General features: G+C 36.7%; 23 protein-coding genes. 5 read left to right on the plus strand and 18 right to left on the minus strand.

Going from position 1 to position 20,731, the window contains the following annotated elements; genetic code table 11:
* Positions 1 to 163 precede the first annotated feature (163 nt).
* The 8 genes from ACIGHG_RS13335 to ACIGHG_RS13370 all read right to left on the minus strand — a co-directional run bounded on the left by ACIGHG_RS13335 (position 164) and on the right by ACIGHG_RS13370 (position 7,965).
* Entirely contained in the window at positions 164 to 1,336 is a 1,173-nt protein-coding gene (locus tag ACIGHG_RS13335; RefSeq protein ID WP_336471071.1) for a hypothetical protein, read from the minus strand.
* Positions 1,337 to 1,504: 168 nt separating this feature from the next.
* A complete protein-coding gene (gene trxA / locus ACIGHG_RS13340) occupies positions 1,505 to 1,819 on the minus strand; it encodes a thioredoxin (protein ID WP_336471070.1) in 315 nt (104 codons plus the stop codon).
* Positions 1,820 to 2,029: 210 nt separating this feature from the next.
* Positions 2,030 to 3,007 (minus strand): electron transfer flavoprotein subunit alpha/FixB family protein, encoded by a 978-nt coding sequence (locus tag ACIGHG_RS13345; protein WP_090916497.1) that lies wholly within the window; start codon positions 3,005 to 3,007, stop codon positions 2,030 to 2,032.
* Positions 3,008 to 3,038: 31 nt separating this feature from the next.
* On the minus strand, positions 3,039 to 3,812 hold the full coding sequence (etfB, locus tag ACIGHG_RS13350; protein WP_336471069.1) for an electron transfer flavoprotein subunit beta: 774 nt from the start codon (positions 3,810 to 3,812) through the stop codon (positions 3,039 to 3,041).
* 78 nt (positions 3,813 to 3,890) lie between these two features.
* Positions 3,891 to 4,664, minus strand: coding sequence for an enoyl-CoA hydratase (locus ACIGHG_RS13355; protein WP_336471068.1), 774 nt, complete (start codon positions 4,662 to 4,664; stop codon positions 3,891 to 3,893).
* Positions 4,665 to 4,680: 16 nt separating this feature from the next.
* Positions 4,681 to 5,268, minus strand: a complete 588-nt coding sequence (locus ACIGHG_RS13360) for a fatty acid metabolism transcriptional regulator FadR (protein ID WP_461781904.1) — start codon at positions 5,266 to 5,268, stop codon at positions 4,681 to 4,683.
* A gap of 108 nt (positions 5,269 to 5,376) precedes the next feature.
* Entirely contained in the window at positions 5,377 to 7,062 is a 1,686-nt protein-coding gene (locus ACIGHG_RS13365; protein WP_336471066.1) for a long-chain-fatty-acid--CoA ligase, read from the minus strand.
* A gap of 318 nt (positions 7,063 to 7,380) precedes the next feature.
* Entirely contained in the window at positions 7,381 to 7,965 is a 585-nt protein-coding gene (locus tag ACIGHG_RS13370; protein ID WP_336471065.1) for an RNA polymerase sigma factor, read from the minus strand.
* A 365-nt stretch (positions 7,966 to 8,330) separates the two neighbouring features.
* Here ACIGHG_RS13370 and ACIGHG_RS13375 point away from each other — a divergent pair, with 365 nt between their 5' ends.
* Positions 8,331 to 8,834, plus strand: coding sequence for a DinB family protein (locus ACIGHG_RS13375; protein WP_336471064.1), 504 nt, complete (start codon positions 8,331 to 8,333; stop codon positions 8,832 to 8,834).
* A gap of 127 nt (positions 8,835 to 8,961) precedes the next feature.
* Positions 8,962 to 9,420, plus strand: coding sequence for an NUDIX hydrolase (locus tag ACIGHG_RS13380; RefSeq protein WP_336471063.1), 459 nt, complete (start codon positions 8,962 to 8,964; stop codon positions 9,418 to 9,420).
* 124 nt (positions 9,421 to 9,544) lie between these two features.
* Here the strand turns inward: ACIGHG_RS13380 and ACIGHG_RS13385 are convergent, their stop codons facing one another.
* The 8 genes from ACIGHG_RS13385 to ACIGHG_RS13420 form a co-directional block, all read right to left on the minus strand.
* Entirely contained in the window at positions 9,545 to 9,703 is a 159-nt protein-coding gene (locus tag ACIGHG_RS13385; protein WP_336471062.1) for a hypothetical protein, read from the minus strand.
* Positions 9,704 to 9,893: 190 nt separating this feature from the next.
* A complete protein-coding gene (locus tag ACIGHG_RS13390; RefSeq protein WP_336471061.1) occupies positions 9,894 to 10,586 on the minus strand; it encodes an ABC transporter permease in 693 nt (230 codons plus the stop codon).
* A gap of 28 nt (positions 10,587 to 10,614) precedes the next feature.
* Positions 10,615 to 11,295 (minus strand): ABC transporter permease, encoded by a 681-nt coding sequence (locus ACIGHG_RS13395; protein ID WP_336471060.1) that lies wholly within the window; start codon positions 11,293 to 11,295, stop codon positions 10,615 to 10,617.
* Positions 11,288 to 12,211 (minus strand): ABC transporter ATP-binding protein, encoded by a 924-nt coding sequence (locus ACIGHG_RS13400; RefSeq protein ID WP_396548897.1) that lies wholly within the window; start codon positions 12,209 to 12,211, stop codon positions 11,288 to 11,290. The genes ACIGHG_RS13395 and ACIGHG_RS13400 overlap by 8 nt, the downstream gene beginning before the upstream one ends.
* Positions 12,212 to 12,476: 265 nt before the next feature.
* Complete coding sequence (locus ACIGHG_RS13405) at positions 12,477 to 13,412, minus strand: HAMP domain-containing histidine kinase (RefSeq protein ID WP_396548899.1); 936 nt, start codon at positions 13,410 to 13,412, stop codon at positions 12,477 to 12,479.
* A 1-nt stretch (position 13,413) separates the two neighbouring features.
* A complete protein-coding gene (locus ACIGHG_RS13410) occupies positions 13,414 to 14,109 on the minus strand; it encodes a response regulator transcription factor (RefSeq protein WP_336471057.1) in 696 nt (231 codons plus the stop codon).
* A gap of 189 nt (positions 14,110 to 14,298) precedes the next feature.
* Positions 14,299 to 15,666 (minus strand): DUF4179 domain-containing protein, encoded by a 1,368-nt coding sequence (locus ACIGHG_RS13415; RefSeq protein WP_396548901.1) that lies wholly within the window; start codon positions 15,664 to 15,666, stop codon positions 14,299 to 14,301.
* Positions 15,656 to 16,231, minus strand: coding sequence for a sigma-70 family RNA polymerase sigma factor (locus ACIGHG_RS13420; protein ID WP_336471055.1), 576 nt, complete (start codon positions 16,229 to 16,231; stop codon positions 15,656 to 15,658). Before ACIGHG_RS13420 ends, ACIGHG_RS13415 begins: the two co-directional genes overlap by 11 nt.
* A gap of 457 nt (positions 16,232 to 16,688) precedes the next feature.
* Between ACIGHG_RS13420 and ACIGHG_RS13425 the strand changes: the two genes are divergently transcribed.
* The 3 genes from ACIGHG_RS13425 (at position 16,689) to ACIGHG_RS13435 (ending at position 18,004) form a co-directional block, all read left to right on the plus strand.
* Positions 16,689 to 17,312: a kinase gene (locus tag ACIGHG_RS13425; RefSeq protein ID WP_336471054.1), complete on the plus strand. Its 624-nt coding sequence runs from the start codon at positions 16,689 to 16,691 to the stop codon at positions 17,310 to 17,312.
* A 326-nt stretch (positions 17,313 to 17,638) separates the two neighbouring features.
* Positions 17,639 to 17,812: a hypothetical protein gene (locus ACIGHG_RS13430; protein ID WP_336471053.1), complete on the plus strand. Its 174-nt coding sequence runs from the start codon at positions 17,639 to 17,641 to the stop codon at positions 17,810 to 17,812.
* Positions 17,813 to 18,004, plus strand: coding sequence for a YwbE family protein (locus ACIGHG_RS13435; protein WP_020060052.1), 192 nt, complete (start codon positions 17,813 to 17,815; stop codon positions 18,002 to 18,004).
* A 226-nt stretch (positions 18,005 to 18,230) separates the two neighbouring features.
* Here the strand turns inward: ACIGHG_RS13435 and ACIGHG_RS13440 are convergent, their stop codons facing one another.
* Entirely contained in the window at positions 18,231 to 19,427 is a 1,197-nt protein-coding gene (locus tag ACIGHG_RS13440) for a class I SAM-dependent rRNA methyltransferase (RefSeq protein ID WP_336471052.1), read from the minus strand.
* A 201-nt stretch (positions 19,428 to 19,628) separates the two neighbouring features.
* Entirely contained in the window at positions 19,629 to 20,705 is a 1,077-nt protein-coding gene (locus tag ACIGHG_RS13445; protein WP_336471051.1) for a nitric oxide synthase oxygenase, read from the minus strand.
* Between the last annotated feature and the right edge of the window lie 26 nt (positions 20,706 to 20,731).

Raw genomic sequence — 20,731 nt, forward strand, 5'->3', positions numbered from 1 at the left:
ACGTTTCGGTTTTATCCCGCATTAACGGACAGTAAGACCCCCGCCTCAAAATTCAGAGAAAAGCAAAGAAAATAGGTGGGGATAACTGTCCGTAAAAGCCCGATTGGTGAGGGCTTTCCATCAGCGGGGGATAAAGCCCCCCCTCACTGATGGAAGTTTCACTTTATTTCGCTGTTTCCACAACTTTATTTAACGTGGATTCAATTTGCGGCAATAACTTGTCTGCTTCTTCTTTCTTTTTCGCTTTTACTGCGTCTAAATAAGATTGTGCTGTTTTTGTTAACTCTGCTGTTTGCTGCTCGCCAAGTACCGTTTTTAAATCATTTTCAATCATGTTAATGAACAATGCACCTTCTAATGCTGTAACAGGACCTTTGTCTTTTCCGAAGTTTTCTTGGCTCTCTTTATACTCACCTAATGCAACTTTTGCGAATCCACGTACAAACGCTTTATTTACCGCTTTTGCGTCAACTGTTTTTACATCTGTTTTTAAATCAAATTGCTTTAAGATAAATTCTGCTTCTTCAGGAGCTGCTTTTTTTACATATGGATAGACAGCTTGATAAAATGCCCATCCCTCAGCTTGCTCAACTTTAGCTTTTTTCTCATCTTTCTTTGCTTCTTCTACCATTTTTGTAGCATAACCGTGCGGCTCAGCGCCCGTTGCAAAGTAGAATGTTTTCATTAACGTTTTATCTACAACTTGCTTGCCAAGAGAAAACGCAAGTTTGTCGCCTTTATCAATTGCTGCGTTCATTTCATCAAAGCCGCCTTTAATCGTAGAAGCCATTTGTGTACCGTATGCCGTATCACGCTTTCCAACTGTACCTTCTACACCTTTATAAAACGCAAGCGCTTCTTCCATTTCTTTTTTCACATCATCTTTTTTTCCCCATTTTGTATCAATTTCTTTGAAATCATGGCGCATAGATTGGAAGAATTCTTTTTGCATTAATTTATCAAATAGTTGTCTTACAACCATTGGTTCCATTTCTTTCTTTTTCCCTGCTTCTAATGCAGCTGTAATTGTTGGATCAATTTGCTCACTAAATTCACCATCACGTTTTTGAACAAGAGATTGTAATTTTTCTTTATATAACTTTGTTACCTTATCAAAGTCAACCTCTTTGCCGTCTTTCGCTTTGTCAAGCTCCGCTATTCCATCTTTGTAAGCTTGTACAAAATCTGCTTCTTGTTGTTTTGTTTCTTCTTTTTTCGCAGTTTGTTCTGTCTTCTTCTCTTGTGCTTCAGATTTTTTCGTTTCCTCTTTCGCACAACCTGCAAAAAGTAAAGTTGTTACCGCTGCTGCAGATAATACTTTTAATTTTAACGTCATGGCTTACGTCCCCCTAAAACTCATTGATAGTGATTTTCATTATTGATAGCTTGATTATAAAAGTAGGGGTGACAAGTGTCAACAACATTTTCGTATCCGTTGTCTTATTTACACAAGGTAATTTTAACCAATATAAAAAGCCCAGCATCATCTGCTGGGCTTTGGAAATTAGAAGTGTTTAGATACTAATTCAGCTAACGCTTCTTTCGGCTTGTAACCTAATGCTTGATCAACCACTTGACCGTCTTTTAATACGAAAAGAGCTGGGATGCTCATTACTTCGAATTTACGAGCTGTTTCTTGGTTTTCATCCACATCTACTTTTACTACCTTTACTTTATCGCCTAATTCTGCATCGATTTCTTCTAATACAGGAGCAATCATTTTACAAGGGCCGCACCAAGGTGCCCAAAAATCTACTAATACAAGACCTTCGCTTGCTTCAGCTGCGAAAGTTTGGTCAGTTACGTTTACAATTGCCATATTATTTCCTCCTTTATAAATTTTCTAACCAAAGTATATCATTATCTTATATACGTGGCGAATAATATGTATCGTTAAGTATTTTAACAAATAAATCGACCTTTATACTAGAGAATTTTCTTCTGAGTGAAAAAGCGAGAAGCAGGGGACCTCTCGCTTTTCTTTATTTATATAGGGGTAATTACTTACTAGGAACTCATTATCCGCAACTTAAGAATGTACTTTTAACTTTTTAAATTCTTCTGTTAGAAGCGGTAATACTTCAAATAAGTCACCAACGATGCCATAGTCAGCTACTTTAAAAATATTCGCTTCCGGATCTTTGTTAATTGCTACGATAATCTTTGAGTTAGACATACCAGCTAAATGCTGAATCGCACCAGAAATACCACATGCAATATATAAATCTGGCGTTACAACTTTACCTGTTTGCCCAATTTGCAGTGAATAATCGCAATACTCTGCATCACAAGCTCCGCGAGACGCACCGACTGCTCCGCCAAGCACATCTGCTAATTCTTTTAACGGCTTGAAACCATCTTCACTTTTCACGCCGCGTCCGCCTGCAATAATTACTTTTGCTTCGGAAAGGTCTACGCCTTCTGCTGTTTTACGGACAACTTCTTTAATCACTGTACGTAAATCTTTTACATCGACTGTCATAGAGGAAACATCGCCTGTACGCGCTTCATCTTTTTCAAGCGGCGCAATGTTATTTGGACGAATTGTCGCAAATAAGACTCCATCTGTTACAACCTTCTGCTCAAATGCTTTACCAGAATAAATTGGACGTGTGAACACAACATTACCACCAGCCACTTCTAACGCTGTCACGTCAGAAACAAGACCTGCCTCTAATTTCGCTGCAAGTTTTGGTGATAAATCCTTTCCTAATGCCGTATGTCCAAAAACAATTCCTTCTGGTTTTTCTTCTTCATACACCGCTAGAAATGCTTGCGCATATCCATCAGACGTATATGAAGCCAATTTATCGCTTTCAACTGTCACAACGCGATCTGCACCGTAAGAAATAAGTTCTTGTGCAAATGAAGCGACGCTTTCACCTAGTAAAAGACCGACCACTTCTCCGCCTTCTGCAATTGTTTTTGCGGCTGCTACTGCCTCAAATGAAACGTTACGTAAAGAACCGTCACGAACTTCTCCCATTACTAATACTTTACGAGCCATATGTTTTCCCTCCTGGATATCCTAGTATTTTTTAAACTACTTTCGCTTCTGTATGCAATAACGATACAAGTTCTTTTACTTGATCTTGCAGTTCGCCTTGTAACACTTTTCCAGCATCTTTCTTAGGAGGTAAATAGATTTCAATCGTTTTTGTTTTCGCTTCTACATCATCTTCATCTAAATCTAAGTCATCTATTTCTAAAGTTTCTAGCGGCTTTTTCTTCGCTTTCATAATACCTGGAAGCGATGGATAACGCGGTTCATTTAAACCTTGCTGTGCTGTTGCTAAAAGAGGTAACGATGTTTCAATTACTTCTGTGTCCCCTTCTACATCACGCTCGATTTTCACGTTTGTACCGTCAATTTCAAGCTTTGTAATTGTTGTTACATATGGGATATTCAGAGCTTCCGCTACACGTGGTCCAACTTGTCCAGATGCACCGTCAATCGCTACGTTACCAGCTAAAATTAAGTCAACATCCTTCTCTTTTAAGTACTCAGCAAGCACTTTTGCTGTTGTATATTGATCGCCATTTTCAACATCATCTTCAATGTTGATCAATACCGCTTTATCACAGCCCATCGCTAATGCCGTACGAAGTTCTTTTTCACTATCTTCACCGCCAACAGTAACGACTGTAACTTCACCGCCATGTGCATCTCTTACTTGAATTGCTTCTTCAATCGCATATTCATCGTAAGGGTTGATGATGAATTCTGCTTCGCCATCGTAAATTGCACCGTTTTTAATTGTGATTTTTTCTTCTGTATCAAATGTTCGTTTCATGAGTACGTAGATGTTCATTCTATTTACCCCCTTGTTTTTTAAGGAAAATTTGGTTAATTATAATTTTCTGTTAATTTATATTAAAAAAATAGAGAACTACTTGCCGTTAAAAGAAGGTTTACGTTTTTCTAAAAACGCTGCTACACCTTCTCTTCCATCTGTGCTTGTGAACACTTCACCAAATATTTGCGCCTCACGTTGTACTCCTTCATAATAATGAGAAGACTTCGTTGTTTGGAGAAGTTCTAATACAGCACGGACAGATGCTGCGCTTTTTCCGGCAATCTTTTTCGCTACCTTCAGCGCCTCTTCTAACAATACTTCTTCAGGGAATGCCCGGTTTGCAAGCCCCATCTCAGCTGCTTCCACACCTGAAATCGGATCGCTTGTTAACATCATTTCACAAGCTTTTGCTTTCCCAACATAACGCGGTAAGCGCTGCGTTCCCGCAAATCCTGGAATCAATCCTAGCGTTAGCTCTGGCAAACCGATTTTTGCAGTTTCACTTACAAAGCGCATATGGCAAGACATCGCAAATTCTAATCCACCGCCAAGCGCTGCGCCGTGAATTGCCGCAATAATTGGCTTTGTAAATTTTTCAACACGTTCAAATATCACTTGTCCATGTTGTGATAATTTTGTAGCCTCGTTTGCTTCTTCAACAGAAGTGAACTCTTTAATATCCGCTCCCGCTGAGAAAAAGCGGCCTTCCCCATGAACAAGGACAACGCGCACATTCTCATCCGTTTCTACTGCATCAAGCAGTTCACCAACTTCACTAATAACTTGTGAAGACATCGCATTTGCTGGCGGATGATTAATCTTTACAATTGCTATGTAATCCTCCACCGTTACAGATAGGAAATTCAAATGTACTCCCTCCCCATTAATTGCGGTAACCACAAGCTGCTACTAATAGCTCATGCACCGTTTTCGAAATTGCGACCAAATCATATTTATGATCGCTCATTACCCAGTTGGTGACAACTTCATCTACTGTTCCGAAAATCATTTGTCTTGCCACGCGGACATTTAAATCCGTGCGAAATTCTCCTTGCCTGATGCCAGTTTCTAAAATTTCATCAATGACTTGCAAGTACCCTTTCAGCACTTCATTAATTTTGAGGCGTAAGTCTTGGTTGGATTGGCGAAGTTCTAGTTGCGTAACGATAGCAAGAGAATCATTTTGCGAAAGTAAAGAGAAGTGTGTTTCTACCAACATAAATAACTTCTCTACAGCGCTTTCGATTCCTGCTGTTTTTTGCCGAATTGTTTCGATAAATTCTCCCATCTTCTCCTGAAATAAGGATATTAATATATCTTCTTTATTTTTGAAATATAAATATATCGTTCCATCGGCAACACCAGCTTGTTTTGCTATTTTGGAAACTTGGGCTTGGTGGTATCCATTTTCTGCGATGACAATCACCGCTGCATCAATAATTTGATTATATTTAGGTCGATTCTTTTTCACAGTACTATCCCCTTCAAGAAGATGACTGAATGATGATTCATTCACATTTCAATAATACTGACTATTTTAAATATTGTCAATGCTATTCACTCAAAAAAAGAAAGGGCATTAGCCCGTTTGCTCATCACCTTGCTTTTGCAATTCTTCCTCAACAAGCACACGACGCAAAATCTTACCAACAGTTGTTTTCGGTAATTCTTTTCGAAACTCATATACTCTCGGCACCTTATACGCTGCTAAATATTTGCGAGCAAACGCATTTAACTCTTCTTCTGAACATGTTACACCATCTTTCACAACAACGAACGCTTTTACCGTTTCACCGCGATACGGATCAGGCACACCAAGAACAATCACTTCTTGCACCTTTTCATGCTCATATAATACTTCTTCTACTTCACGCGGATATACGTTAAATCCACTTGCCACTATCATATCTTTCTTCCGATCTTTCACATAAAAGAAGCCGTTTTCATCCATATATCCGACATCACCTGTATACAGCCATCCATCTTTCAGCACCGCTGCTGTTTCCTCCGGCTTATTCCAGTAGCCTTTCATCACTTGCGGGCCTTTCACAACAATTTCGCCAACCTCACCTACCGGCAGCGGTTCACCTGTTTCTAGTGACAGAATACGCGCATCTGTACTTGGCCACGGCACACCAATACTTCCAGGCACTCGCTTTGTCCATAAAAAATTACCATGTGTAACTGGGGACGATTCTGTTAAACCGTATCCTTCTACAAGCTTTCCACCTGTCACACTTTCAAACTGTTCTTGCACTTCAACTGGAAGAGCAGCTGATCCACTAATACATGCACTAATAGAAGAAACATCATATTTATGAAGCTCAGGATAGTTTAATAGCGCAATATAAATAGTCGGGGCTCCAGGAAATAATGTAACGCGATGTTTTTTAATCGCCTCTAATACCATTTTAATATCAAATTTCGGAACAAGAACCATTTTATATGCTTGCATAATCGATAAATTCATAACAGCTGTCATCCCGTATACATGAAAAAACGGCAATACACCGAGAAGAACCTCTTCACCTGCCCTGCAATTATAAAGCCAATGCATTCCCATCCTTGTATTGGACACGAGATTTTTATGAGTAAGCATAACGCCCTTTGGAAATCCTGTCGTCCCGCCTGTATATTGCAGGAGAGCCAAATCTTCTTCTGGATCACACGGCACATCTACCGCTGCATCCTCTGCACGTTCAATAGACTTCCAAACGTGAATATTCTCACTTTCTTTTACATGAACAACGAGGTTCGTTTGCTTCTTTTGTACAAATGGATACAATAAATTTTTCGGAAATGGTAAATAATCTGCGATGCGTGTAACAATGACATGCTCAATATTCGTTGAGGACTGAACATTGCTGACTTTCGGAAACACTATATCGAGGCAAAGAATAATTTTCGCGCCTGAATCATGAAGTTGGTATTCAAGCTCTCTTTCTGTATAAAGCGGATTCGTTTGCACGACAACACCGCCAGCTAATAGTGTTCCGTAATAACCGATAACACCTTGCGGGCAGTTTGGCAGCATAATCGCAACTCTGTCCCCTTTTTCCAACCCAAGTTTGCGAAGATAATTAGCAAATTGCCTGACTTTACGATCTAACTCTGCGTACGTAATATCTTTCCCTAGAAAATGAAGCGCTTTCTTTTCTGGATATTGTGAAGCAGCTTCCTGCAAATACATATGAAGAGGCTTCATATCAAAGGAAATCGTGTGCGGAATTTCCTTTGGATAACTTTGCAGCCATGGTTTTTCCACTTCTAACTCCCCCTTCTCTACTTTTTAAAAGCATATCTCCCCCGCTTTAACGGCACGCCCGTTCTAAAATAAATGAATGTGTATTCATGTTGCTTATTATCATTATAGTATAGGGATTGTTCGGTTACAATCATAATATTCAGACTATTGTAAACCTATTACCACCCTACGAATATTCTCCAACATACAAGTGTAATAACTCCCGTTAATAACGAAAATGTAACTCAAAATTATTGGTGATGAATTCATTTTTGTTAATAAAGACAAGGACAAGCAAAAAAGAAGACTTTCTTAACAAAAGTCTTCTCTCTTTATCAATTATTCTTTCTTCAAATTAATCTCAATATCTTTTCCATTCTCATCTTTCAAAATCACTTTGAGATCTCCTACTTCATCAAAAGAAGTAATATCAAATGTTTTTAACCGCTGCCTTGCTCTACTTAATCTCGATTTTATCGTTCCTTCTTTTTCACTTAAAATTTCACTTATTTCTTTTGTCGTAAATTTATTTACATAAAATAAAACAATCACTAATCTGTACTCGGCACTTAAATGGCTTAAAATACTTTCGAAATCTAATTTTTGTTCTATCTTTTCATTCATCGTATGCTGACTCGGAACTTGCTCGTAATCTTCGACATATACAATTTTATTTTTTCTTATTATATCGTTACACTTATTCATTAATATTTTCATAATCCATGTTTTAAAATAGCGCGGCTCTTTTAATTTCTTCAAATTACTAAAGGCTGCAAGAATAGCTTCCTGCACAGCATCACCTATATCTTCTTCATTTTTGAGACGTGCTTTTGCGACCTTATACATTTGCGGCATTATGATATCAATTGCCTCAATAAAGGCTTCTTCATCACCCTTTTGCGCTCGCTTTAAGAGTAACTCCATATAGCTCCCCCTTTAAAAGATTTATATACGTATATATTTTTGTACACCTATTAGACTATATAGAGATTCAAATGGTTGCATTTTATAGAATTTTTTTCAAATACTATATAAAGCCATTTTAATTTTTCGACATATAAGTCGCTGCTATGCAGAATACAACATAACCGCTTCTATGCGGCCAGTTGCTCTCGTCTCCCTTAAAAGAAAGGGGTTTTTATGTCGTTTTTTAATTTATATATAACTCCTTCTATACATATATCTTTCTGTAACTCTAACAAAAATCTCTCGTAAATTTAAATACTAGAAGGAAACTACAAAACTTTCACGAATTTACCATTTGAATCTAACCATAGGAGGTTTTTTCTATGTTCCAAACTGTAGAAGGTTTTTTAAAGGCGTGGAAATACGAAGCAGATTCAACCCAAAGAGTATTAGATATGCTAACTGATGAATCATTAACACAAGAAATTACACCAGACAATTGGACGTTAGGACGCATTGCATGGCATATTGTGACAACTGTTCCTGTTATAACATCAAGAACAGGCTTAAAATTCGAAGGAGAAACGGAGGATTACCCCGTTCCAACTTCAGCACAATATATCGCGGACAGCTATCGTCAAATGAATGAAGCATTTACTAAAGCATTACAGACACAATGGACAGATCAAGATTTAGAGACAATAAATGATTTCTTCGGAAAACCAATGCCTAATTCAATCTTTTTAATGACTGTCATTAACCACCAAAACCACCACCGCGGGCAAATGACAGTCCTTATGCGCCAAGCAGGATTAAAAGTTCCTGGCATTTACGGACCAGCAAAAGAAGAGTGGGCTCTAGCTGGAATGGAAGCTCCGAAGATGTAATATGTGCTTATGAAATGAAAACGAGGTTCCTCTTTTTTGAGGAACCTTGTTTTTGTTCTATGATAACAAAACAAATTTCTTTGGTATCATTTATAATGGATATAAATGAATATTGGAGCTGAAACACATGGATTATATAAGTTATTTACGAAATATGGTTGGACATGAAAAAGTAATTATGGTGGTCGCAGGTTGTTTTGTATTGAATGAAAAGAATGAAGTGCTTCTGCAATTACGATCTGATAACGGCAAGTGGGGACAGCCTGGCGGATTTATGGAATTTGGCGAGACAGTTGAAGATACAGCAAGGAGAGAAGTGTTTGAAGAAACTGGTTTGAAATTAGGCAAACTGGAATTCTTTAATGTATATTCTGGAAAGAAATACGAAAGAACGCTATCTAACGGTGATCAAGTTGCCTTAGTGAAATTGACTTATATTTGCAAGGATTTTCATGGAACATTACATACTGATAACGAAGAAAGCTTACAGCTAAAATTTTTCCCCTTAGATAATTTGCCTGAACTATGGCAGAATCAACAAGAAGTTTTTGACGATTTGTTGGAGTTTATGAAAATAAAGAACTAATGTTTCCTATCAAGTAGATAAAAGACCTATATGGTTACGCACTCACCTGCGTTCGATATTCTATCAGACTCAGGTGAGCGCGTTTTTCTTGCAATCGTTATGTGTTTTAAAAATAAATCATCACCTATTTTAAAAGCATTCTAATTCCATTTATAACTATACTTGCCACCCCTATCCCCACTAAAAGTAAATAAAACTTCTGCACTGGATTTCTGTAATATAAAAACCCTCCTATTAAAAGCGCTATAAGCCCACCTACTAGATTAAGTACAAGTAAATCCATAATCGTTCCTCCCTAAATAGACCTTCGAGATATAAGCCTTTGCTATACAAAATACAACATGACCGCAACTTGCTTTCTCCCTTTCGCATGTGGCAAAAAAAGGACCTGACCACTTCTACACGCGGCCAGTTGCTCTCGTCTCCCTCTAAAAAAAGGTGTTTTATATTACTCTTTTAACTTATCTGTAAAACTAAATCGCATCCTCTTTCTCAATGTCACGAATTGCCAAGTAGGCAATTATAATTCCAACAGCTGTAAGGACGAGCTGAATGGGAATAATCATAACCATTGAGAACCCTGGATTATAAGAACAAGCGAATGAAACGACAAGCAATGATGATACAATTGTGATGGGAACAGAATGCCTACGCATCCCGAAATACAGCGGAATTAAACTTGTACCTGCAGCAGCGATTGCAAATGGAATCATATTGATCGCTTGCTGCATCCATTCAGTAAATGTGATCGAGTACGATATAAACGAAAAGTATCCATGTAAAAGAAAGACAGCACCTGTAACAATCGTATTAGATAACCAAATTGTTATAAATGTCAGTATCGCTATAATGGCTAATTTACTAGCAATGATTTTCTTCCGCTTAATCGGATAAGAGAACATGAGCATGATTGTCTTATTTTTATATTCTTCAATAACTAATTGCGCAAGTAATACTGCTGCAAACACAATAAATGTTGCTCGCACCAGTGCCCCTATCAATAAAAAAGCCTCCTCAGCATTCGTCATAATTATATCATTTTCTATTTTTTGGATATAGTTCATAAAAATGAATAAGGCCGTAATAATGATGTTGGCAAGCAACGCTCCTTTTACATACCAGCCAAATTTAAACTTTTTCATTTCGAGCTTCATGAGGTGTAGCATAATGACCTCTCCTCCTAGTTCGCCTAATTTATTTAAACAAATCCACTTGCTCTATTTTTCTTACAGTCATATATGCAATCAATAGTCCAGCACAAGCTAATATAATTGGAATCAAAATAATATCGTATAAGGAATAATGATCTTTTAATGTCGATGTTAGCAGGGACATAATAATAACCGCAGATACAATCGTTGTCCGTACAGAATACTTTTTCATGCCAAAGTATAAGGGAATTAAGCTAATTCCAGTTGCTGCGATGGCATTCATTAATAATTTGGATGCATTTTGCAAAAGAATTGTCATCGTTAACGGCTCTGTTATGACTGAATAATATACATTTAATATATAAATGAAACTAAAAATTACAATGTCAGAAATGACAATCGAAAGAAATGTAAAGGTCACAATAATGATCAATTTTGCAATCATCATTTTTTTCCGATTGATCGGATACATAAACATGATTGTCATTGTCTTTTCTATAAATTCTTGAATAATTAACTTAGCAATTAAACTTGCCCCAAATATCATAAAGGTTGCTTTCACAAAACTATCAATAAACCGAAAGGCATCATCGTAACTTTTAAATTCTCCATCAAGCATAATTAATGTAACAAACCCTAGTGCAATAAGAAGCGCTATGAAGGCTCCTTTAATGACTGGCCATAGTTTAAATTTGACAAGTTCTAATCTTATTAAATTAAGCATGGATTCCCTCTCCATTCATAAGATTTAAGAAGTACTCCTCCAATGAACTATTCTTTTTATTGATACTCTCAATTGCTATATCATTCATAATCAATGTTTTTGAAATAGCTTGTTGCGTTGCTGACATGTCATAAATACGAATTATATTTTCACCCATAATTTTATAATTTGTCAGGTGTAGTTTATTTTCTAACAGATAAGCTGCTCGTTTCGCATCTTGAACCGTGACTTCAATATACTCCGCTTGTTGTCCATTAATGCTTTTCATCGAAACTTCTTTTATTAGCTTTCCATTTTGAATGACACCGATTGTATCTGCCATTTGTTCCATTTCAGCTAAAATGTGACTGGACACTAACAGCGTAATTCCATATTCTTTACAAAGCATTTTAAATAATTCTCGTAATTCTTTAATGCCGATTGGATCTAAACCGTTGATTGGTTCATCTAAAATTAACAACTCTGGTTTGGTTGTAATCGCTCTAGCAATCCCTAGTCGCTGTTTCATCCCAAGTGAAAAATCTTTTACTTGCTTATCATCAACATTGTGTAAGTTTACAAGGTCTAACGCTCGGTCAATTGCTTTCTTGTCATAATAGCCCATATATTCGCAGTGTAAATACAAATTCTCTCTAGCTGTTAGTTTTTCATAAAAGATTGGATATTCAATAATTGTCCCCATTCGTTTTAACACTTCATATGATGTACCTGTTAATTTCTCATCGAAAATCTCAATCTCACCGCTCGTCGGCTTCATTAAATTCGTGATCATTTTCATAATCGTTGTTTTACCAGCACCGTTTGGTCCCAAAAATCCATATATTTCACCTTGTTTCACATGCATATTTACGTTAGAAATAACTTCTTTACCATGAAAAACTTTTGTTAATTGATTCGTTTTCAATACGTACGTCATTTTTCATTCCCCTTTCGCACTCGCTTTATGTTTATCCCGCATTAACGGGCAGTAAGACCCCCACCTCAAAATTGAGAGAATCGAAGAAGATAGGTGAGGATAACTGCCCGTAAAAGCCCGATTGGGCAGGCTTTCCATCAGTGGGAAAAGCGTCACTGATGGAAGTTTCACTTTATATAATAAGAAATGGAATTCTCTTTTTTCTTACCTATTCCTTACAAATTTCTTAAGTTAAAAAAGCTTGTAGAATTGCTCTTTCTACAAGCTAAAAATTAATTCTTCTTAACATAACCGTAAACACGGTTTTCTCATAAGGTGTACTAGACAAATGAATTTCTCCCCCTAATGCTTCTACAAGACGCTTCGTAATCGTAAGTCCAAGTCCACTGCCTTGATACAAACGATTTCGTGAATCCTCCAATGTGTACATACGTTCAAATACTTTATCGATATGAGATTCAGAGATTCCTTTTCCTTTATCCCATATGTCCACGTACACAAATTGATCATCACTTCGCAGTGTAATCCCTAATGTTTTTCCGTCTCCCCCGTAGGCAATTGCGTTTGAAATTAAGTTATTCATAATTCTTCCGATAACTTCTGTATTTCCGTGTGCATATATCGGTGTTTCCGGTATATCGATATGAACGTCAAATCCTTGCGTTGTTAATAAATCATAAAATGACAGCATATGTTCCTGACAAATTTCATTCATATAAACCCGCGTCATTACAATATCTTTATCGCCAGACTCTAGTTTTGCAAGATCGAAAAATTTATGAATAAGATCTAACACTTCTAACGTCTTCGTATGAATCTTTTCTAATAATATCTTCTGATCTTCTTCACTTATCGTTTCATCTACATTTAAAATTTCCACATAACCAAGAATAACAGTTAGCGGCGTCTTTAAATCATGCGAAATGTTAGAAAGCATCTTTCTCATGGAGATTTCCAACTTTGAATGCTTAGCGATTGTTTTTTTCTTTTCATCTAATAAATAATTAATCGCCACTAATAATGACTTCAATTCTTTATCATCTGTCACAACTAATAAATTTTCACTCGTTTGCTTTTCTAGAATCATCTGCAGTTTTTCATATGTATAACGTAAATTCGCACTTCGATTTTTCCCCGTGCGATATTGAAAATAAATCACACCAAGTAATAGAAAAATAATTGCCGTTAAAAATATAACCATTCTATATCACTTCCAGCTTATAACCAATGCCCCATAGGGTCTTAATGTACTGCGGCTGAGAGGGATCATCCTCAATTTTTTCCCGCAACCTTCTCATATGCACATTAATAACATTCTCATCACCGTAATATTCTTCATTCCAAATTAAGCTATAAATTTGCGCCTTCGTAAACACGCGATTTTGATTGGTCGCAAATAGCTTTAAAAGCTCAAACTCCTTCGATGTAAGTTTAAGAGCTTCGTTGTTTTTTTGAACAGTAAAATTAGCCGTATCGACTTTCAAACTCCCAATTACAATCATGTCATCTTGTTTTTCCTGCGGAGCGGAATACGTAGTCGACCGGCGAATTCCAGCCTTCACCCGTGCAGATAACTCAATCATAGAAAACGGCTTACAAATATAATCATCTGCGCCAAGCCCAAGCCCTAATGCTTTATCCAAATCCGTATCTTTTGCGGACATAATTAAAATCGGAACAGAACTCTTTTTCCGAATCATATTCATCACTTCTAAGCCATCCTTTTTAGGCATCATAATATCAAGAATAATTAAATCAAACTGATCTTGTGAAAATTTAGCAAGCCCTTCCTCTCCATCCGAAGCTACTGCTACAACAAACCCCTCTTTCGTTAAATACCCCTTCACCATTTCTTGAATAGATAAATCATCTTCTACCAATAAAATTTTATGTTGCACACCATCACCCGTTTTCTTGAAAATTTATACTTATATTGTAATATGGTGGTTGGATTTGGTAAACGGGATATAGGGCATATTTCTCATTGATTTGAAAACAGGTAAGTATCCCTCCTATAGGCTTAAATCTAGACGCATAAAGCAGAAAGAGCCTCCTCGTAACTACGAGAAGGCTCACCTTACTTCATTTTATTTAAACTCTACCGTAAACGCTTGATCATAATACACGATATTCGGATTTACGATAAATAACTTTTTATCTCCAAACGTTGTTCTAAAGACCTCTACAGATTCTTCTCCTTTGACTGTACTGATACGCTTTTCTCGCTTTCCAAATTCTTTTTTTCCGTCTTCGTCTACTAAGAAGAATGGCCATTCATTACTGATTGGTTTCGTTGTTTTATAATATACATAAGTTTCCCCAGCTTTCTCCTCAATTCTAGTTATGGTCATTTCCTCGTTACTACCGAGAGGAACTTTCGTTTCTCCAGCCTTATTAACAGGAATTTTATTTTTCGTGTCATACCCTGAGTGTTTCTTATTATATAGATAAGGAATGACTGTTATTGATTTCGTATCTCGACTAGTTGTTTCAAAAGCTGCTGTTGAGATCGTATTATCATCAATAATATTCATCTGATTCTCCATTTGCTTTAAGACTTCTCCTTTGTCATCCAATACAAGATAATCAAAGCTTCCACCATTTTTCTCTTCCGCGCTTCCTTGCAAGTAAATTCTAAGAGGAGTTACAACGACTTTCTCTAATTTCGCCTTAGGGCGTAACGCACTTAAATCTTTATTAACAATAATTTCCTTCTCACTTTGTTTCGCTGGCACACTTTGAACAGGCAAATCGAAATCCCATTTCCCATGCGTCTTCCCTTCTCTTCCACCTAATCTATCTATATTAAGAGAAAGATTAAAATTATTTGCTATACCGGATACCTTAATTCGATTTCCATCTTCCTTCGCTTGCAAGTCTGGATTAAAGCTACTGTTATTGAAATCAAATGTCATAGCTCCGGAATATACTTTATGATCTTTATCTTTAAATTCACCATATTCTTGTTTCTGTTCTACGAAATTTTTCTCCTTTGATACAACAATATAGCTATTATCCGTCTCTATTTTCGGCGCTTCATCAAACGGTTTACTACCTTCTACGGTGTAAGAAACGATTAATGTCACTCCGTCGTACACAGTATTATTAATTGTCACTTTCACCCCGTTACTCTCCTTAACGGTAGCAGATTCTTTCGTGATCTTTTCTGTCCCTTCTTTGATATGAAAATAATCTAATACGGGCTTAAAGATTGGGGTTAACGAAGACATATTCGCATAACTTGGCATAGCGGTACTAAATACAGTTATAGCTCCAATACATGCTGCGGCAGCAGCACCTATTAATACTCGTTTCTTGATCAAACTTTTGGATATTACCTTCGTTTGACGATATTCTTCAAACGAATCACTCACTCTATTTTTCAATTTATTGGATGGTTGCATATACTCGGCCTCTCTCTGAAATTCTTCACGCAATTGTTTTTCAAAATCCATTTACTTTGTCCCCCTCTCCAATCGGTGACTTTTCCATCTCTTTTCGCAACTGCCTATGCGCCGTGTGCAACCGGGATTTCACTGTACCGACCGGAATGCCGACAAGTAAGGCAATCTCCTCCAAGCTGTATTCATGAAAATACCGCATAATTATCACTTCACGATGCTTATACGATAGTGTTTTCACTAATTCTAGCAATTCACTGCGTGTTTCCATATGCAGCACCTCTTCATCTGTTCTATGAAACTGGTCCTGCCAAAATTCTTTGCTCTTCTCGAGAATCCGGAATCTGCGCCACAATTTCCTTCTCCAATCTTGTATCTCATGTACAATTAAGCTATGTAACCAAAATGAAAACGGGCGGCTGGGGTCATACTTCGCAAATGATTTCCACATGCGAATATAAACTCCATTCACAATGTCATCTACATCATGCTGATCTACAACGAGAAACGATACCGTTCGATATACATCTTTACTCGTCGCTTCATATATATGTTGAAAGGCCTTTTGGTCACCAGCAACCATCCTTTCTAGCCATTCCTGCCATTCTGTTTTGTCCATGGTTAGGACCCCCCTCTGCTTCTCGTAAAATAGTCTATATTTCTAGATTCACTCCATACCTTAAATGGTGTTGAACCTCTTTCTAAGGGGTGTATAACTTCCTACTGTATATAGTGCCATTTTACAAATTCATTACAATCTAGTGTTATTTCATCTTGCTATCCATCCCTTTAATAATACCAGCCTTTATAACTCACCAGCCTTTCCACCATCAATAGATTCAAGATTTTTGTAAATCTTTTCCCTTAAAGTATTTTTCACTCTTATATTCGCTCTTTTATGTAAAAAGGTTCAGAATTTTTTCGTGAATATAAAAAATAATGTAACTACTCAATCACTCTATGAAAAAAAGCAGCAATCTATATGCTGAAAAACGATAGCATAACAAGGTTTTTGGAAATATTTGCAGAATAATAACTTGTAATAAAAGAAAAAGGCAGAAAGGACAATAATTTGAATGGATAAATGGGATTGTTTAAAGCAACAAATAAAAGAAAAGTACAAAAAGCATAATGGAGATAGACCCTTTATTCTTGCGATAGATGGTTTAAGTGGTGCTGGGAAAACGACATTAGTACATCAACTGAAAAATGTCCTAGATAATGTAGTAATTATCCATATAGATGACCATATTGTTGAGAAAGCTAAAAGATATAATACAGGGCACGATGAATGGTTTGAATATTATCAGTTACAATGGGATACTAATTATCTAAAAGAACACTTATACGACAAATTGTATCAAAACAAAAAGTATCTATCTTTGCCATTTTACAACAAGGAAAAAGATACATTTACACAGAGAACGATAAAGATATCACCTAAAAGTATTGTAATCATTGAAGGTATTTTTCTTTTGAGGGAAGAATGGAAAACAGTTTATGATTACGTAGTATTCTTAGATTGCCCTAGAGAGATAAGATACGAGCGTGTACTTCATCGTGATACATACATAGGGAATTTGGAAGAGAGATTAAAGAAATACCAAAATAGATATTGGGTAGCAGAAGATTATTATTTAAAAAAGCAAAAGCCTTTAGAACTTGCTCATTACGTTCAACAACTAGATGGGGCTGATTAATAATTATTTGCTACTCTAAAAAATAAGCGTATTCGAGTTTCATTTCGAATACGCTTATTAATTTGAAGAAAATAAAAAAACAAGTTAAACAGAGCCAAAAAATTTAAAAATGGTGGAGGGTTCTTCATGGACTATCTTTAACCAACCCCGTCGTCGCTCTCCCATGTTTATTACACTATTAAAGACCCACGACCCATTTCCCACCCGAAAATCCCTATAGAACTTCTTATTTCCCTATAGTGTAGCTTCATTTCTTCCTTCAACAATGATATGATGGAATTCACTATGAATGTTTACAATTCAATGTATATAAAAGGAGATTTCATATGTCAGAAAATAAAAAAGTAAGCTTAGCCGATTTAATGCGTGAGCAACTTGCGAAGAAAAAGCAAGGAAATGGAAATGGAGCCAATGCGCAAAATCAAAGTCAAGCAACGAAGAAGCTACAAAATCAACAAACGAAGAAACCGAACAATCAACGCAGACGCACAGGTGTTTAAATGAACGGACAAAAGCGCGCAAACATATCGCCTGGTCTTGAGGTTGATATTGTACTAAAGCAAGATCAGCGTACAGGGAAATTAACGAGAGGGATTGTGAAAGACATTTTGACAAACTCACCTTCTCATCCACATGGCATTAAAGTACGTCTACAAGACGGACAAGTTGGTAGAGTACAGCACATTGTGTAATAAGAAAAGGAGCTCATTTTATAGCTGAGCTCCTTTTTTGATGTCTTCTATTACTAATTTATAAATCCATTTTGATTTTTCAACGTATAAGTCACTGCTAAGCAAAACAAAAAGTGATCTCCACTCGTTTTCTCCCTTTGTTTTAACATTGCACGTGGCAGAAAAAGGAACTGACCGCTTCTACGTATGGCCAGATGCTCTCGTCCATCTAAAAAGAAAGAGGTTTTTATTTCATTTTTTTAATGAACACTACCTTTAAATAATCACCTTCAGGAAATTGTGAAATAGTTCGGAAGTCCTCTGGTAATGAATGTTCTTCTAATACTTTATACTTGCCATTCATTTCTTTAAATGCTGTATCAATGAAGCCTTTAAACTTTTTCATACCGAAAGCACTGCAATTTGTTGAAGCTACAATAATACCGTTATTTTCTGTAATAGCAATTGCTTCTTTTAATAAGTTTTTATAATCTTTCGCAGCGCTAAATGTATATTTTTTTGAACGTGCAAAGCTTGGTGGATCTAAAATGACCATATCAAACTTCAGCGCTTTTTTTACTGCATATTTGAAATAGTGAAATACGTCTTCTACGATAATATCTTGTGCTTCATAATCAACGCTGTTTACACTAAATTGCTCAATTGTTTTACTTAAGCTGCGGTTCGCAAGGTCTACACTTGTCGTCTTTGCCGCCCCGCCAAGTGCTGCAAAGACAGAAAACGCCCCTGTGTAAGAGAACATATTCAAGACCGTCTTGCCATTTGCATATTTATCGCGAATTTGCTTTCTAACATTACGTTGATCTAAAAATACACCGACCATTGCTCCGTCGTTTAAATATACCGCAAAGTTGACACCATTCTCTTTAACGATGATTGGAAACTCTCCGCGTTCCCCTGTTACGAAATCGTCTTCTTCAATATATTGACCTTTCGTATCAAAGCGCTTTTTCTGATAAATTGCTTTAAATGTAGTCACATTCTGTAAGGACTGGATAATCTCTTTACTAAATCGATAAATCCCCTCGCTGTACCAACTAATTACGTAATACCCATCATAATAATCAATGATTAAGCCGCCGATTCCATCACCTTCACCGTTGAACACGCGAAATGCTGTTGTATCTGGATCCTCATAAAAGTTTTGACGTTTACTTAAAGCGGATTTAATCTTCTTTTCAAAGAAGGCTTGGTCGATTTGTTCTTGTTCTTTTCTTGTTAGGATCCAGCCATATCCTTTATTTTGCTTTCCATAATATCCTGTACCAATAAACTTATTTTTGTCGTCTACAAGTTTTACGATTGTACCTTCTACATTCACATCATGTAAATTTATAATTGCTTCTTTTGAAATAAGTGGATAGCCACTTTTTAATTCGTTTACGTATTTCGTCTTAACCTTTAAAATAACTTCTGTTTTCATTACCTATCCTACCTTTCCATTCCAATGCTTTCTAGCTGTTAAGAAAGGCCCTATACGAAGTCAGAAGTTTTGTCCCAACTTTTTTTATGTATGAAACCACTCTATGTTAGAAGCACAAAAATAGGGCCGTTTATTTAGTATCACCTATAAACGGTCCCTTCTAACTATACCACGTTATTCTTTTATCCACATAACAAGCTCTTACCCTTTTTTATGAAAAAAATTAGGTTTATGAATTTGATTTGGATAAGGCTTATGATAAATATGCGTTGCTGCAGGGGATACAGGTGGAATTAACCATACCCAGTTCCCTGTTACGAGACGGCCGCATGCTGCTTCTTGTTTCTCAAATTGACTAAACTGCTGCGCTGCTGTATGGTGATCTACAATTGTTACTCCTTGTTTTTTGAAAGAGTGTAAAACTGCTATATTTAATTCTATTAATGCTTTGTCTTTCCAAAGTGTACTGTTTCTTGATGTATCTAAACCCATCATCCCCGCAACAGCTGGAAGAAGATTATAACGATCATGGTCAGCTAAATTGCGTGCACCAATCTCTGTTCCCATATACCAGCCGTTAAAAGGAGCAGCTGTATAGGAGATACCGCCAATTTCTAAACGCATATCAGAGATCATTGGAACACCATACCATTTTACTTCCAAAGACGAGAATGAATACTCTGGGTGTTCTAAAGGCACTTCTTTTACATATTCCTCTGGGATTGGCATGTAAACCGGTTCATTTCCATCAATTGAAAATACGAGCGGCAGCACATCAAAATGTGTTCCTTTCCCACTCCAGCCAAGTTCTTGACAAAATGATGAAAATGATAGGGAATGAGAATCCCCGATAATGCCTTTCTCGGTTTCATATCCAGCGTAACGAATCAATTGGTGATTATAAATTTGAATATGATTTTGCTCATTTCGGTATTGTTTAAAAATAGTAATCGTAGGTAGGATTTTCCCGTCGTTTGTAGCATATTGAATATGATGAAGCAATGCCTCATATATACCCTCTGCATCATTTACATCGCGTGCATCTAATACATGAAGCTTATTCCAAAAAAGACGACCGATGCAGCGATTACTATTTCTCCACGCCATTCGCGCCCCGTGAACAAGCTCCTCAAAAGTATGTTCATACGTTCCCGTCATTTGTATTTCAGATTCAATTTGTGATAATCTATCTTGTATTTCATGAGATTTTTCTAGCTCGTTGTAGCAATCTGTAATAAAATTAGTTGCTTCTTCTAACAGTTTTTTTGTTGTAATCATAGCGTCCCCTTCTATTCCTGTATAAC

The sequence above is a fragment of the Bacillus sp. NPDC077411 genome (assembly GCF_044543425.1).
In the GTDB taxonomy this organism is placed as follows: Bacteria; Bacillota; Bacilli; order Bacillales; family Bacillaceae_G; genus Bacillus_A; species Bacillus_A bruguierae.